We start from the raw sequence: 15125 nt of genomic DNA, 5'->3' as shown, positions 1-15125 counted from the left end.
CTATTTTTTCTTGCTCAGTGTTGTTTGTTCTCCAGTTGTTTTGTTGGCAATGGTTACGGTCTGCGTAGCATTATCAACGGTTTTCAGCGTGTAGGTCTGTTTGGTGTCTCCCGGAATCTGGAAGTCGGCTCCTTCTTCCACTTCGAAGCTGGTGTCCCTCTCGGGGCCGGCGGCGATAGTAAGGTTTGCTTTCTTATCAATGATTGGAATGACGTATTTTGTGCCGCGCCTGATGGTGTAGGTCTGGCCGTTTTTGGTCGGCTTCAGGTCTTTGACAACGGCTTCCTCATCCGTTTCCACCATGTCCAGGCTGGGATTCTTGAATTCCTTGTTGGTGACGCTGACAAGCTCAAACCTGGGCTTGTCTTTCGTGTTTTTCCGGGTGCCGAACTGGCCGTTAACCTGGACGACGTTTTTCCAGAGCTCCTGTCTGGCGCGGTTTAATCCCTTGAAAGTAAAATCATTGCCGTCTGCCTGCGTGAAGCCCAGGAAGAAGCCGAACTGCTTGATTTCATCTACAAAGAGCTTGTTGACAAGGGGCGGGTGGCTGTTGGGGTCATTGGGAAGAGTCTTGGCCTCATATTCCTCCTGCACCGTGAACCCGTCATTGTCAGGGTCGCGGGTGAGGACGTCCGAATAAACGAATTCATTTTCCAGGCCGTTGTCCAGGAACCATTTATTCGGAATATTGCCGTGGATGGGAGGACCGGAGACGATGTCAAAGGGTTCCATCCCCCCCTCCTTGATCCAGAGACTGGGCGCTACAAAGCCCACGTATTGCTGGGTTTCCTGTGCAATGGGCTTGAGCTCATGGGAGGCGGAAAGCTCCTGATTGACCTCCACGGCCTTTTTAATGCCGGCGGGCGGTTCAATCGTCTTTTCTGAAACCTGCGTGGTGAACTTGTACTTGTCATTCAGTCCCAGAAGGGTCAGCGTACCGTAGGCGGCTACCCCCAGGCCCAGCACGATGCCGGAAGCCAGCAGGATTTTGTCGTAGTTTTGTTTTTCAGACATGTTGAAAGTATTTGCTGCGGTTGGTTGCCGTAATTAATCTTCAGACGGTTCCTGCGCCTTGGGCTGGTTGAAGTGGACCAGGTTCAGGGAGACCTGGACAAAGATCTGCTCCTTGCCCATGTAAGGCTTGATGACTTGCTGGATGGCCGGAGCCGCGGCTTGGGCTGCCGCTTCATCTGCCGGCCTCAGGTCCGCCGCTCCCGCCGCAGGCTGTGCCGCGGCAGGCTTGGGCGCCGCCGGTCCGGCAATGGGGGGGGGCATCATCCGTTCATTGCGGATTCTGATGGAGTTGACCGTAAAAAGGTACTCCTGGGAGTCCGTAATGGCGTTCATGGCCTTCAGCACGCTTTCCCGGTCACCCTGGAAGGCGATTTCCAGCGGCATGGGGGACCAGGGAGCCTGGTTGGGCTCCTCAGCTTCCTCTTCCGGGTTGTTCGCCGGGTTTTCAATGGGAAGCTGGGGGCGGTACACCTTGATGAATTTGGTCAGTCCGCAATCCGTCAGCTTGTTGGCGAGGCTGTTGACCGCTTTCAATTCAAAACCCAGCGTGGAGGCTGCCTGCACGCTGGGGGCCTGGGTGCTGTAAACCTGGAAGCCGAGCCAGGAGGAGGTATCCGTAATCTGGATGTTCTTTTTCTTGCAGGTCGCGATCAGGGCGTCCCTGAACGTTTTCAATTCATTCTGGAACGCGGTGGGCGTGGTGGGAACCAGCGCGGAGGTAGCCAGGAAGGGCTTGTAGGCCGTTTCCAGATTGGCGACTGCCTTGGCATAGCGGTTCAATTCCTTTTCCAGCTCGTTGTTTGACGCGCGGCTTGGCGTGATTTCAGCCGCGTTGGCGGACTTGATTTCCTTGGAGGCGATGCTGATTTTCTTGTCCAGCTCACTGCGTTTGGAATTGACCATGTATCCCGTCACGGATAACCCCACGAATAAGAGAAGCCCCACGCCCGCTACCATGGCGGCGGGCTTGTTGTCTGTAATCCAATTGCTCATAAAATGTGTCTTGTTCGGGTTGGGTAATCTTATTTGTTAAAATGCACGGGAATGGGCGTTTTCAACGGAAGCACCAGCTTGAAGGGAACAAAGGGCCCGGCCGCCGCGTCTATCTTGGCGTCCTTGGCGCCCAGTTCCATGATCTGGCGGGCTTCCAGCTTGACGTCTCCGTGCCTGAAGGTGAACAGGGAGTCCTTGTTCCCGTCTATCTTTGCCTGGAGGTCCTGGATGATTCTCTGGCCGCCCAGGCTGCGACGGACAAAGCCGGTCAGGCGCAGGGCGTTAACGCTGTAGACGGTTTGCTCGTCATCATTGGCGGCATTCGCGGCGGCTTCCGTCCTGATGTCATCCACCAGGGACGTGTTCTTGTCAGACGTGAAGGAGTCCTTGATGACGGAATAGCCCGTGATCTGGGTAGTATCCTCCGGGTTGAAGTGCGCCAGCGGTTCAAAATCCGTGAACCAGTAGGGATAATCCTTGTGTTCCGACTGTTCCAGCAGGTGCTTGATAATATCCGCATAACCGTAGCGCTGGAGCGTGAGCTGCTGGTAGGCAGCCAGGGTGGAGTCCAGCTTTTTCAGATCCTGCTCCTTCTGGCGCAGGGCGGATTGTTCCGACTTGATGGAAGTGACGGTGGGCTGGACGTTTGCCAGGGTTTCCTCCGCCTTCTTGACGCCCATGTATCCCGTCACGGCATAGGCCGCGGCGCCGATGACGGCGATGGCGACCCCTGCGATAATGGCGGGCATCTTTTTCTGGTTGGCCCGCTTTTTGGCAATTGCCGTGGGTTCCAGGTCAATGTTGAGGGAAGCCCTGCCGATGGCGTTGACGGCGGTGCCGATCAGGCCGCCCAGGATGAAGGCTTCACGGGAAATGGTGTTAACATCCACGCCGGAGCCCACGCCCACGTTGTGCATGGGGTTGAAGAAGGAGATGGGAATGCCGAGCTTGTCTTCCAGGAATTCCTTGGTGTAGGGCAGGGATGCGCCGCCGCCGCACAGGTAGGCCTTGACGGGCGCGCTTCCGTTCATCTGGGCGCGGTAATGGTTGGTGGTGCGCTGGATTTCAGACGCGAGCCGGGTCATGGCCGTGCGGATGACGGTAGCCAGGTTGGCCGTGGCGGGGTCCAGCCCCTCCGTCTGCCCGTTGCTCATGGAAACGAGGCCGCTGGTGGTCTTCAGGCGTTCCGCCTCCATGAAGGGGACGTTGAATTCACGGGCGATGGCGGACGTGACGAAAATGCCGCCTGCGGAAATGCTGCGGGTGAAGAAGCGGCCCTGTTCACTGTAAATGAGGTCCGTGGACTTGGCGCCTATGTCGATGAGCATCACCGGCTCCGTTTCTTCCGGGTAGCTGTCCACATAAGCGTTGTACAGGGAAGTTAGCGCGCAGTCCACCTTGCCGGTGGAAAGGCCGTGGGAGACGATTTCATCATTAAGGGTGTCCAGGTCTTCCGCCTTGATGGCCACCAGGACGGCTTCACGTTCCAGGCCCTTGGCCGGAAGAAGGTGGTAGTCCCACACCACTTCATCCAGCGGGAAGGGGACGTGCTGCTGGGCTTCAAAGCGGATGAGCTGTTCCACATCCGTATCATCCAGGGCCGGAAGCTTGACGAAGCGGATGAATACGGATTGACCGGAAACGGAATAGTTGGCGACGCTGCCTTTGACATTGAGTTCCTGGACGAGGTCGGCGATCGCCTCCCCTATTTTCGTCAGGCGCAAGCCTTCCGCTGACGGGTCCAGCACTACGAGGCGCGTAGCATAGCGGTCCAGAATGAGGGCGTCCTTGGAGGTCTTGGAAAAGACGCCCATGGATACTCTCTGGGAACCTACGTTTAATGCGACGATTTGTCGTGAATTAGCCATGGGTGATTTCTGTTAAATAAAAATGAAAGGTGAATAATGTTGAAAGGCGTTACTCGCCGTCCGCCGCCGGGGTTTCCGCGGGAGCTCCGAACGGGGCGGGAGCCGGGCTGGAAGCCGGCTGTGTGCTGTTGGGCCGCATGATTTCCGGATAGCGGTCATACCAGTACACGGAGAAGGGCGTTTCATCCTTGTTCAGCAGGGGATAATAGGAGGTTTCCACGATGCTGGGGGACTGGATGGTCCACCATTTTTCCATCTTGCCGCGTTCAGAGGAGTAGGTAGCGACTATTTTGCCGTTGTATTCCACCACCACGCCCTGGTACTTCACCCATTTGCCCCTGCCGCCTTCGGAACCGGTAATGCGCTTGACGGAAGAGGGGGACAGGTAGACGGAGGCATATGTGGCTTCCCCTACGGGAACGTTGACGTACTTGACTTCCTTGTAAAGTTTCAGGTACTGGCGGGCGCGGTCCGGATTGACCACGGCAATATAAAATTTAAACGTCAGGGAGTCAATGTAGCCGGACTTGGGCGCGGGTGCGGCGTCCACCTTGAAGGGTATCTCAAAATCCGCCCATCTCTTCGGCTTGGGCAGGGGCCGGGGATCGTCCTGGGTCATGACGTTGGGGGACTGGCGCATGTACAGGGACAGCTTCTCCAGCGTGACCTTCACCTGCATTCTGGGGTTGCTGGTGGTTTGCGCCGATGCCACAGGAATGAAAAGCACCGCAGCCAGCATGGCCGTGATAGTGTTAAGGATGGATTTCATAGCACAATTCGATTCCCTGATTAGTTACACCAAAAACCGAACTGTGGCTAGCAAAAATCTCTTGTTTCTTTCCCCGGAACGGGTGCGGCGCGGTCCGGGGCTTCTCCCGGTGCAGTCAAGAAAAAATCATGCGGCATGGCTGCGGGCTTGACCTGGAAGGGGTGTTTTCACATGCTCGGCCCATGGCGATTGATTCGGAGCTGCTGGAAAAGTTTTCAGAGGCCCATGGCATTTCAGGGCATGAGGATGAAGTGCGGAACCTTGTGGCGGGAGAGCTGGCGGGATGCGGGGAATTCTCCACCGACGGTTCCGGGTGCCTCTTCTGCACCAATGGTGATTCCGGTCCCCGCGTGATGCTGGCCGCCCACATGGATGAAATTGGCTTCCTGGTGCAGAATATTACCGGGAACGGCTTTCTGCAACTGGTGGGCATAGGCGGCTGGTGGCCGCATACCTTGTTGAGCCAGCGTGTTTTGGTGAAGACGCGCTCCGGCCGCAGCATTCAGGGGGTAATAGGTTCCAAACCTCCCCATTTTCTGCCGGAAGGCCAGCGCAACAGCGTTATGAGCATGGAAGCCTTGTTTGTGGACGTGGGCGCGGAAAGCGCGGAACAGGCGCGGAATGAATTCGGCATTCACCTGGGTGACCCCGTGGTGCCGGACGTAAAATTCACCTCTCTGGAAAATCCCTTCCGGGTCATGGGCAAGGCCTTTGACAACCGCGCCGGGCTTTCCGTGATGATAGAAGCGTTCAAGACGCTGTGCCGGGAGGGGCACCCCAATACCCTGATTGCGGCCGCTACGGTGCAGGAGGAAGTGGGGACCAGGGGCGCCAGGACGGCCGGAGCCGCCATGCGCCCGGATTGCGTCATCGTGCTGGAAGGACCGCCCGCGGACGATACCCCCGGCTTTACATTGCCGGACTCCCAGGGAGTCCTGGGCGGCGGCGTGCAGATCAGGCTGTTTGACCCCACGGCCATCACCAACCCGCGGCTGGCCGCCATGGCTGAGGAAGCGGCGGTGAAGGCGGGCATTCCCTTCCAGTTAACGGTGCGCCGCTCCGGCGGAACGGATGCGGGCGCCCTTCATCTCTCCGGCAAGGGAGTCCCCTGCATTGTGCTGGGAATCCCCACCCGGTACATTCACGCCCATAACGGCGTGCTGGACCTGCGGGATTACCGTGCGGCGGTGGAACTGACGGTGGCGCTGGCGCGTTCCCTGGACCATGAAGCCGTGGAAGCCCTTACCCATTACCTGCCCTGAAAGAAACGCTTATGAACCCGACTGCTTACGTACACGACCTGGACCCCGTCATCTGGCAGGTTACGGACTCCATCGCCCTGCGCTGGTATGGCCTGGCCTACCTGATGGGCTTCATAGGAGGATACTTTCTGCTCTCCTGGCTGTCCCGCCGGAAGCTGTACCCCGTTCCGCAGGACAAGCTGGCGGACTTTGTCACCTATGTAGCGATCTTCGGCGTCCTGATCGGCGGACGGTTGGGATACGTGCTCTTTTACCAGATACCCAATCATGGCTGGTCCCAGTTTCTGGCGGACCCATTGATGGCCCTGCGGGTATGGGAGGGAGGCATGGCCAGCCACGGGGGAATGATCGGCGTGGGGCTATATACGTTCTATTATGCGTGGAAGCACCGCGTCAAATGGGTGGCCCTGCTGGACGGCTTGGCTATTGTAGCGCCCGTGGGGTTGTTCTTTGGCCGCATGGCCAACTTTATCAACGGGGAACTATATGGGCGCATTGTCTCCCCCGGCTCCACGCAGGGAATGATCTTTCCGGCGGAACTTTCCCAGGACCCGGACCTGTTTGTCCGCGTGGCCTCCCGCATTTATGAAACGCCCGGCCTGGTAGACAAGCTTTCCCTTTCCGGGGTGGCCGTTCCGGAGCACATGAACGCCGCCTGGGTGGTTGACCGGGTGAGGGATACGCCCGCCATCAAGGAAATTGTGAGCGAAATGATGCAGGACCATGCGCGCTACCCCTCCCAATTATATGAGGCATTTGCGGAAGGGGTGCTTCTTTTTGCGGTTCTGTGGTTCATCCGGGTGAAATTCCCGCGTGCCTGGAACGGCGTCTTCTGCGGCGTCTTTGCCATTCTGTATGCTATTGGTAGAATCGTCTGCGAGGAATACCGGGAGCCGGATTCCCCCTTCTCCATGGGCCTGACCCGCGGGCAGTTCCTCTCCGTCTTCCTCGTTCTGGTGGGCGTGGCCTTTTTGATCTATGCCTTTAAAACAAGGCAGACGGTTCAGGAATGCACCTTCTATGATCCGGAGAAGAAGAACAAGGAGGAATCAGCCGGAAAGACTGCTTAAAACGGGTCCAGGTCAAAGTTGCCTGTCTTGGGAATGCTGCTGGACGGACCGCCTTTGAAAATGGAGGAAATCCCGCTGGCGAAAAGCCGCAGGTTCCGCTGGTCAAAGGCGAAGCGTTCAAACTCCTTCACGGAAAACAGGGTGATGGGGTCCGTATTGTAAGCCTTGAACTCCATGATGCTGGCGCCCGTGCGCATGTCGGACAGGCGCCCTTCAATGCCCACGTCTCCGCTCATTAAATTGCCCAGGATCAGGGAAGTGCCCGGCAGGGGGGAGGCCAGGGAAACCAGGTCTGACAGGACATTGCCGCCCACGTCCGTGGGCTTCAGCTTCACCATGGCGATGTAAAGGGTCACGCCTCCCGGGGCGGGACGGTCAACCAATTGCCACTTGATTTTTCCTCCGGTCTGCTTGGCCTTCTCTTCCAGCACCCTTTGGATGTCTTTCTGGAGCTCTGTTCTGAACTGTGCCGCCAGGGCCGGAGCTTCCTTCGGAAACCTGGTCTTGATGTAATCAATATTGACGGGCGCTACGTATACCTTCAGGCGTGGGGAATTCCAGATGGACTGTTCCGTGGGATTGTACCAGACGCCTTGAAAACAGCTCTGCCTGGGATCCGCCTTAAGGGGATGGGTAATCAAGGGGGAGGTGGGCATGGGCTGGGAGCTGGAACAGGAAAAAAACAGTCCCGTTCCCAATGCCAGCAAGAGCTTTGGAATAGCGCCGTACATGCAGGTTAAGACGGATGCCGGATGCCCGGTGTTAGAGTCATGACCCGATTGTCATCAAGAGTTTTTCCGGCAGGGAAAAAATCAGGGCTTTACCGGGTTTTCCGCCAGCATTTCCGCAATCTGCGCGGCAAAGCGGTCCAGGTTGTACTTGTCACAGGCGAACTCCTCAAAACTATTGCAGGAGAAAATATTGATGGGGTCCCGGTTGCGTCCGTAAAACTCCTTCAGGGCAGTTCCGTTGTCCAGGGCAGCAATGTTGCCCTCAACTCCTACGGCTCCGGAAGCGAGATGGTTGATGATAAAGGAAATACCTGGAATGGGAGAAACGATGCCCACGCCCAGGGCCGCTACTTTTCCGCCCACGTCCGTGGGCTTCAGATGGACGATCGCCAGGGAAATCTTCACTCCGGGCGTGCGCGGGCGGTCGCTCAGCACCCAATGGAGGTGGTTGCCGGGCTGCGCATTTCTGCGGTCAATGAGAAGGCGCACCTCCTTTTGCATGGAATCCCGGAATTCACGCGCCAGGTAAGGGGCTGCTTCCGGAAACTGCTGCCGGACGGCCTGGATATTCACCGGGGCCACATAAACATACTGCCGTTCCTGCTTCTTCCAGAGGAACTGTCCGGCGGAGGGGTGGCACCAGACGCCGCTGAGGCTGCCGTGCACCTCCTGGATATCCGTGGCATGTGTAATGAGCGGTGAAACGGGACGGTAAGGGCCGGATGAGCAGGAAACCCCCAGAAAAAGGATGGCCGCGGCGGAAAAAACTGCACGGAGGAGCATGAAATCCAGAATGGACAAAAGAATCCCCGCGTGCAAGAACTTAACAAGCGCTGCCGGAAGGCCGTTCCGTGTCCGGATGGATGATTGACAAGATGGAAAAGCGGGGCATGCTGTCCGTATGAGATACGAGCCGCTTCCTTCCTCCTTTTTTGCCGGCAATCGTGCGGAACTGGCTTCCCGCCTGCCCGCCGGCAGTATGCTGATCCTGCATGCCAACGACGTATTCCCCACGAATGCGGACGGCACGTTTGCCCTGCACCAGAATGCCAACCTCTTTTACCTTACCGGAATTGACCAGGAGGAAACCGTCCTGATCATGACCATCCGGGAAGACGGCTGGGATGAAATCCTGCTGCTGCGGGAAACGAATGAACAAATCGCCATCTGGGAAGGTGCCCGCCTCACGCAGGACCAGGCGAGAGAATTGAGCAGCATCCGGGACGTGCGCTGGACCAAGGAATATGATGCGCTGCTGGACAACCTGGTTCCGGCCGCCAGGATGGTCTTTGTGGAAGCCAACCAGCATCCCCGCTGCACCTGCCCGGTGGAAACGCGCAATGCCCGCATGACCAAGGACCTGAAGGAAAAATTCCCGGACGCGATCCTGAAAAACGTCTATGAACTTCTGTCCGACATGCGGCAGATCAAAAAGCCGGAAGAAATCAAGGCGCTCAAAAAAGCCTGTGAAATCACCAATGAAGGCTTCCGCGCTCTCCTCGGCTTCATCAAGCCGGGCGTGGGGGAATGGCAGATAGAAGGTTTTCTGGCGAATGAATTCATCAGCCGGGGACCGCGCAAATTCTCCTTCCTGCCCATCATCGCCTCCGGAAAGGACACCTGCGTACTGCACTACATCCAGAATGACAAGCGGTGCGAGGACGGCGACCTGGTGCTCATGGACATAGGCACGGAATACGGCAACTACAACTCCGACATGACCCGTACCGTTCCCGTGAACGGAAAATTCACTCCCCGCCAGCGCGCCGTATATGAAAGCGTGCTGAACATGATGACGTACGCCAAAAGCATCCTGAGGCCCGGCATTCTGAAATCGGAATACGAACGGCTGGTGCGCGTCTTTGCCGCCGGAGAACTCGTCAAGCTGGGGCTCATCACGCCCGCGCAGGTGGCGGAAAAACCGTCTGATCCCCCCATCGTCCGGAAATACTACATGCACGGCTGCTCCCACTTCCTGGGGCTGGACGTGCACGACGTAGGGGAACCCAACCCCGTGGTGCTCCCGGGCATGGTCTTTACCATTGAGCCGGGTATCTACATTGCGGAAGAAGGCATAGGCATCCGCCTGGAAAACGACATCCTGATCGGGGAAACGGAAAACATCGACCTGCTGGGGGACGTGCCCCTGCTGCCCGATGACATTGAACGGCTCATGGCCCGGTAAAATGGGGCGGATTCGGTTCTAAACTTGACAATGAGGCCCGCGTGGGTTTTCATTCCCGTCCCATCATGTCGAAGAAACTCAAAATAGCACTTCCCAAAGGCAGTTTGCAGGACTCCACCGTGGAATTGTTCCGCAAGGCCGGCTACAATGTATATGTGTCCAGCCGCGGATACCGCCCGACTTGCGACGACGACGATTTGGAACTCTTTCTGATCCGTGCGCAGGAAATCGGCCGCTACGTCAATGACGGTTTCATCGACTGCGGCATCACCGGACGCGACTGGATTTATGAAAACCGCGCGGACGTGGAAGTGCTGACGGACCTTCAATACTCCAAAGCCACCTCCAAGCCCACCCGCTGGGTGCTGGTAGTTCCGGAAGACTCCCCCATCACCTGCGCGGATGACCTGCAGGGCAAGCGCATCGCCACGGAAGGCGTGGGCATCACGGAACGCTGGCTTCAGGAAAAAGGCATCAAGGCCCATGTGGAATTCTCCTGGGGCGCCACGGAAGTGAAAGTGCCGGAACTGGTGGACGCCATTGTGGACATCACGGAAACGGGCAGTTCCATCAAGGCCAACAAGCTCCGCATCGTGGACACCCTGATGACCTCCTACCCCCAGTTCATCGCGAACCGGGAAACCATGCAGGACGAGTGGAAGAAGCAGAAGCTGGAAAGCCTGGTCATGATGCTCAGGGGTGCCCTGGAAGCCCGCCGGAAAGTGGGCCTGAAAATGAACCTCCCCGCGGTTTCCCTGAATGGCCTGGTGGAAGCCCTGCCGTCCCTGCGCCGCCCCACCATCTCCCATCTGGCGGAAGAAGGCTGGCTGGCCGTGGAAACCGTCATTGACGAATCCGTCGTGCGGGATATCATTCCCCAGCTCAAGGCCCTGGGCGCGGAAGGCATCATTGAATACCCGCTCAACAAGCTGGTCTACTAACTTTTTTCTCACCACAGTAAAACAACAAACGAACCACAATCATGGGATCGCTCAAAAAACGCCGTAAAGCAAAAATCAACAAGCATAAGCGCAGCAAGCGCATGCGTCAGAACCGTCACAAGAAGCGTTTGCGTTACAAGTCCTAAGGTTTGTGCGCTTCGCTGCTCAAACTGGCAGTCTATCCGATTTCCGGAAAATCCCGGCGTCCTCCAAATCATGGAAGGACGCCGTTTTTCTTTTTCCCTTTTTAAAAGGCAACTCCGGAGAAGAAGGGAAATACGAATTAACGGGAATGAAAGAGGGTTTTAAATCCGCTCCGGGAATTTCTACGGATCATTTATCTTCTGAATATAGCCTGGTTTATGCCCATGGCGTTTTAGCGCCTGCGTTATTTCAGGAGGCTTCTTCCCGGAACCGTTTCAGGGGGATGGTGATGGTGAAGACGGTTTCCCGGTGGGGGATGCTGGAGACGGTGATGGCGCCGTCGTGCGCTTCCACGGCGCGTTTCACGATGGAAAGGCCCAGGCCCGTTCCCTTGATTTCAGAGGAGTGGTGGGTTTCCACCCGGTAAAAGCGGTTGAAGAGGAAGGGGAGGCTTTCCGCGGGGATGCCTACGCCCGTGTCCGTGACGGTGATGACGCAGGCTTCCGGCGTCCTGGCTGCCGCCACGGTGACGGAGAGGTCCGGGGCCGTATTTTGCTTGAGGGCGTTTTCCACCAGGTTGAACAGGACTTGCGTCCAGTAGAAGGGGTCCCCGTAGAGTTCCCAGTCCGGCGGAATGTCCATGTGAAGGACGGCCTGTTTTTTCTCCCGGATGGAGTCCAGGCGGGAGAAGACGTCGTCCACGCAGGAGGTGATGTGGAACCACTGCTCCTTCAGGATGGCCTTGTGGCCTGATTCCAGTTTGGAGATCATGAGCATGTCTTCAATGATGTTCATGAGCCGCTGGCTGTTCTGGTGCATGACGCCGATGAATTTGCGCGCCAGTCCGGGGCTTTCCTCCACCAGGTCGTCCTCCATCAGGTTTTCCAGATACCCCACGATGATGGTGAGCGGCGTGCGCAGCTCGTGGGAGGCGTTCGCCACAAAGTCCCGGCGCATCTGGTTGGTGAGGTAGTTCTGCGTGACGTTGCGCAGCAGGATGCGCTTTTCCCTGATCGGGGTGTCCGTGATGGCGCTGTCCAGGTGCCAGGCCGTGATGCCGTTCTGCACGCCGCCGGGGGAGTTGACGGCGCTCAGCGTGAATTCCTTGGTGACGGGGCCGTCCGTGTCAAAGGCTTCCTGAACGTGCCCCAGCAGTTCCTGGTTGCAGACCAGGGCGTCCGCTTTGCGTCCTTCCAGCCGGTCTTCCTGAAAGAGTTCCCTGGCCAGCGTATTGGCCAGCACAATGTGTCCGGCAGGTCCGATGAGCAGGAAGGCCTCCCCCAGGGCTTCCAGAAAGCGCCGTTTATCTGCAATGGCCTGCTCCTGGGCTTCCTCTCCGCGCTTCAGCAGCCGCTGTGCGTCCCGCAGGGCCTTTTTCCTGGCTTTCATGGCAGACCGGCATACCTGGACCAGATGCCAGTTCAGGTACAGGGAGGCCAGAACCAGAATGATGAGAATGTAGTCGATGGCCGACATGGAACCTGAGCGTTAGGCTTTTTCCCTGGGCGGTCGGCGCCCCGGCAGAGTAAAGCGGTAACCGATGCTGCGGACGGTTTCAATGCAGTCCGCATAAGAGGACAGTTTCTGGCGCAGCCGTTTCATGTGCGTGTCCAGCGTGCGGCTCTGGGCCTGGTGGCTGTACCCCCATACGCAGCTCAGCAGGTCGTTGCGGTTCAGGGTCTGGCCTTCCCGTTCAACCATGTAGATCATGAGCTTGAATTCCGTGGCCGTCAGTTCCACTTCCTCCTTGTCGATGTAGAATTTGAGGGCGTTTTTGTCAAAGGTAAAGGGGCCGTATTCCGCAATGACGCTGCCCGGCGTGTGTTCGCACCGTTTCAGCACGCTGGCTACGCGCAGTACAAGTTCCTTGGGGCTGAACGGCTTGGTCACATAGTCGTCCGCACCCAGCTCCAATCCCTGGATGCGGTCTTCCGCCTGGGCCTTGGCGGTCAGGAAGATGACGGGGATGTTCTGCGTGCGGCTGTCCCGGCGCAGTTCCCGCAGCACGCCGTGGCCGTCCATGCCGGGCATCATCTGGTCCAGCAGGATCAGTTCCGGCTTGTCCCTGCGCGCCACTTCCAGCGCGGTAAGCCCGTCGTAAGCCGCCAGGGGCGTATGGCCTGCACGTTCCAGGTTGTAGGCCACTAGGTCTGAGATGGCGTGATCGTCTTCAGCGATAAGAATGGTTGCCATGGCTGTTTTTTACGATGAGGGGAGGGGCCGTGTCCCGATATTAGATGTGACGATTCGTTCACATTTCCCCGTCCGGAGGGCGTTCCCGGGCGGATAAGGCCTTTCCTGATGCAAACAAACTGTAACGGAGGCGTTTCCGTTTTGCAAGGCTGGCCTAGATTCAACTTCTCTTCCCTGCGTCATGTGATATACTTGTCCGCAACAATATATTGTTTATGCGAAGCGATAGAGTTAAAGCAGGTTTTGAGCGTGCGCCGCACCGCAGTCTGATGCGTGCCACGGGAATGACGGATGAGGATTTGAGCCGTCCTTTCATTGCCATTTGCAATTCCTTTAATGAGGTGATTCCGGGCCACGTCCACCTGAACAAGGTAGCCGCCCTCATCAAGGAGGAAGTGCGCAAGGCCGGGGGAACTCCCGTGGAGTTCAACCTGCCCGGCGTCTGTGACGGCATTGCCATGGGGCATGGCGGCATGAAGTTTTCCCTGCCCAGCCGTGAATTGATCGCGGACAGCGTGGAGACGATGTTGAGCGCCCATGCATTTGACGCCATGATCTGCATTCCGAATTGTGACAAGATTGTTCCCGGTATGATCATGGGCGCTTTGCGCTGCAACATTCCCACCATTTTCTGCAGCGGCGGCCCGATGGCTGCAGGCATGGCGGAGGACGGCACCGTGCTGGACCTGAACAGCGTGTTTGAAGCCGTGGCCCGTTTCAAGGCCGGCAAGATCAATGCGGCGGAGCTCCATTCCCTGGAATGCCGCGCCTGTCCGGGCGCCGGCTCCTGCTCCGGCATGTTTACGGCCAATTCCATGAATTGCCTGAGTGAGGTAATCGGCCTGGCCCTCCCCGGCAACGGCTCCCTGCTGGCTACGTCCGAGGAGCGCAAGGAGTTCTGGAAACTGACCGCGCGGCGCGCTGTGGAAATGGCGAAGGCGGACGGCCCTCTGCCGCGCGACATCGTGAACCGTGACGCCATTGACAACGCTTTTGCGATCGACATGGCGATGGGCGGCAGTTCCAACACCGTGCTCCATACGCTGGCGATCGCCCGGGAAGCGGGGGTGGAGTATGATCTTCAGCGCATCAACGATATTTCCCGGCGCACGCCGAATATCTGCAAGGTGGCCCCTTCCTCCCATTTCCACATGCAGGACGTCCTGCGCGCCGGCGGCGTGAGCGCCATCATCCATGAGATCGCCCGCATTCCCGGCGCCCTCCATCTGGATGCCGTCACCGTCAGCGGAAAGACGCTGGGTGAAACCGTGGAAGGTTGCGGCATTACGGATGAAACCGTCATCCATCCTCTGGAAAAGGCTTATTCCCGTGACGGCGGCCTGGCTATCCTGTTCGGCAACCTGGCCCGGGAAGGCGCCGTGGTGAAGAAGGCCGGCGTGCATCCGGATATGATGAGCTTCAGCGGCCCCGCCGTGATTTTCGAGTCCCAGGAGGAAGCCTGCGAAGGCATTCTTGCCGGAAAGGTGAAGTCCGGGGACGTGGTCGTCATCCGCAATGAAGGGCCCAAGGGCGGCCCCGGCATGCAGGAGATGCTGGCCCCCACCTCTTACATCATGGGGCAGGGCCTCGGCGCGGAAGTGGCGCTGATCACGGACGGCCGTTTTTCCGGCGCCACCCATGGCGCCTGCATCGGCCATATTTCCCCGGAAGCGGCGGAAGGCGGCCTGATCGGCCTGTTGCGGAACGGGGACATCATTGAGTATTCCATCCCGGACCGTACGCTGAACGCCCATCTGAGTGAAGATGAGATCGCGCGCCGCCGTGCGGACTGGAAGCCTTCTTACAACAAGGTTTCCTCCTCCTGGCTGGGCCGTTACCGCCAGCTCGCCACCAACGCCAGCAATGGCGCTGTCCTCCGGCGGGGGGAATAAGAGCCCCTTTGCTCCACGCCAAGGACAAAACCGCACCCAGGCCCGAAACTCCGCGCAAGAAAC

General features: G+C 58.0%; 14 protein-coding genes. 6 read left to right on the top strand and 8 right to left on the bottom strand.

All coding sequences use genetic code 11. The features are described from left to right. The 4 genes from HHJ06_RS03370 to HHJ06_RS03355 are packed head-to-tail and all read right to left on the bottom strand — an operon-like array spanning window position 1 to window position 4644. Entirely contained in the window at window positions 1-1014 is a 1014-nt protein-coding gene (locus tag HHJ06_RS03370) for an Amuc_1099 family pilus-like system protein (RefSeq protein WP_215427581.1), read from the bottom strand. Window positions 1015-1047: 33 nt separating this feature from the next. Beyond that, window positions 1048-2007, bottom strand: a complete 960-nt coding sequence (locus HHJ06_RS03365; RefSeq protein WP_215427579.1) for an Amuc_1100 family pilus-like protein — start codon at window positions 2005-2007, stop codon at window positions 1048-1050. Between the two features lie 29 nt (window positions 2008-2036). Continuing rightward, window positions 2037-3875: an Amuc_1101 family PilM-like pilus complex protein gene (locus HHJ06_RS03360; protein ID WP_215427577.1), complete on the bottom strand. Its 1839-nt coding sequence runs from the start codon at window positions 3873-3875 to the stop codon at window positions 2037-2039. Window positions 3876-3924: 49 nt separating this feature from the next. Continuing rightward, the gene (locus HHJ06_RS03355; RefSeq protein WP_215427575.1) at window positions 3925-4644 is read right to left on the bottom strand and encodes an Amuc_1102 family pilus-like protein; all 720 of its coding nucleotides are present in this window, start codon (window positions 4642-4644) and stop codon (window positions 3925-3927) included. 182 nt (window positions 4645-4826) lie between these two features. Between HHJ06_RS03355 and HHJ06_RS03350 the strand changes: the two genes are divergently transcribed. After that, window positions 4827-5906 carry a M42 family metallopeptidase gene (locus HHJ06_RS03350; RefSeq protein ID WP_215427572.1) on the top strand — a complete coding sequence of 360 codons (1080 nt, stop codon included), beginning with the start codon at window positions 4827-4829 and terminating at the stop codon, window positions 5904-5906. A gap of 11 nt (window positions 5907-5917) precedes the next feature. Beyond that, a complete protein-coding gene (gene lgt, locus HHJ06_RS03345) occupies window positions 5918-6976 on the top strand; it encodes a prolipoprotein diacylglyceryl transferase (protein WP_215427570.1) in 1059 nt (352 codons plus the stop codon). Here lgt and HHJ06_RS03340 read toward each other — a convergent pair. Both HHJ06_RS03340 and HHJ06_RS03335 read right to left on the bottom strand, forming a co-directional pair. After that, window positions 6973-7632, bottom strand: coding sequence for a DUF3313 family protein (locus tag HHJ06_RS03340; RefSeq protein WP_215427568.1), 660 nt, complete (start codon window positions 7630-7632; stop codon window positions 6973-6975). The genes lgt and HHJ06_RS03340 overlap by 4 nt on opposite strands. A gap of 156 nt (window positions 7633-7788) precedes the next feature. Further along, window positions 7789-8490 (bottom strand): hypothetical protein, encoded by a 702-nt coding sequence (locus HHJ06_RS03335; protein ID WP_215427566.1) that lies wholly within the window; start codon window positions 8488-8490, stop codon window positions 7789-7791. Window positions 8491-8608: 118 nt separating this feature from the next. Here HHJ06_RS03335 and HHJ06_RS03330 point away from each other — a divergent pair, with 118 nt between their 5' ends. From HHJ06_RS03330 to HHJ06_RS11905, 3 genes are all read left to right on the top strand, one after another. Continuing rightward, complete coding sequence (locus HHJ06_RS03330) at window positions 8609-9892, top strand: aminopeptidase P N-terminal domain-containing protein (RefSeq protein ID WP_215427564.1); 1284 nt, start codon at window positions 8609-8611, stop codon at window positions 9890-9892. Window positions 9893-9957: 65 nt separating this feature from the next. Next, entirely contained in the window at window positions 9958-10833 is an 876-nt protein-coding gene (gene hisG / locus HHJ06_RS03325; protein ID WP_215427562.1) for an ATP phosphoribosyltransferase, read from the top strand. Between the two features lie 41 nt (window positions 10834-10874). Next, the gene (locus tag HHJ06_RS11905; protein ID WP_012420149.1) at window positions 10875-10979 is read left to right on the top strand and encodes a hypothetical protein; all 105 of its coding nucleotides are present in this window, start codon (window positions 10875-10877) and stop codon (window positions 10977-10979) included. A 247-nt stretch (window positions 10980-11226) separates the two neighbouring features. Here HHJ06_RS11905 and HHJ06_RS03320 read toward each other — a convergent pair whose 3' ends face one another. Continuing rightward, window positions 11227-12453, bottom strand: a complete 1227-nt coding sequence (locus HHJ06_RS03320; protein ID WP_215427561.1) for a sensor histidine kinase — start codon at window positions 12451-12453, stop codon at window positions 11227-11229. Between the two features lie 12 nt (window positions 12454-12465). After that, a complete protein-coding gene (locus HHJ06_RS03315; protein ID WP_215427559.1) occupies window positions 12466-13170 on the bottom strand; it encodes a response regulator transcription factor in 705 nt (234 codons plus the stop codon). A gap of 215 nt (window positions 13171-13385) precedes the next feature. Between HHJ06_RS03315 and ilvD the strand changes: the two genes are divergently transcribed. Continuing rightward, on the top strand, window positions 13386-15062 hold the full coding sequence (gene ilvD / locus HHJ06_RS03310) for a dihydroxy-acid dehydratase (RefSeq protein ID WP_215427557.1): 1677 nt from the start codon (window positions 13386-13388) through the stop codon (window positions 15060-15062). Window positions 15063-15125: the final 63 nt, after the last annotated feature.

Source organism: Akkermansia muciniphila, assembly GCF_018709685.1.
GTDB lineage: Bacteria > Verrucomicrobiota > Verrucomicrobiia > Verrucomicrobiales > Akkermansiaceae > Akkermansia > Akkermansia muciniphila_E.
This window is presented reverse-complemented; position numbering and strand designations above follow the sequence as displayed.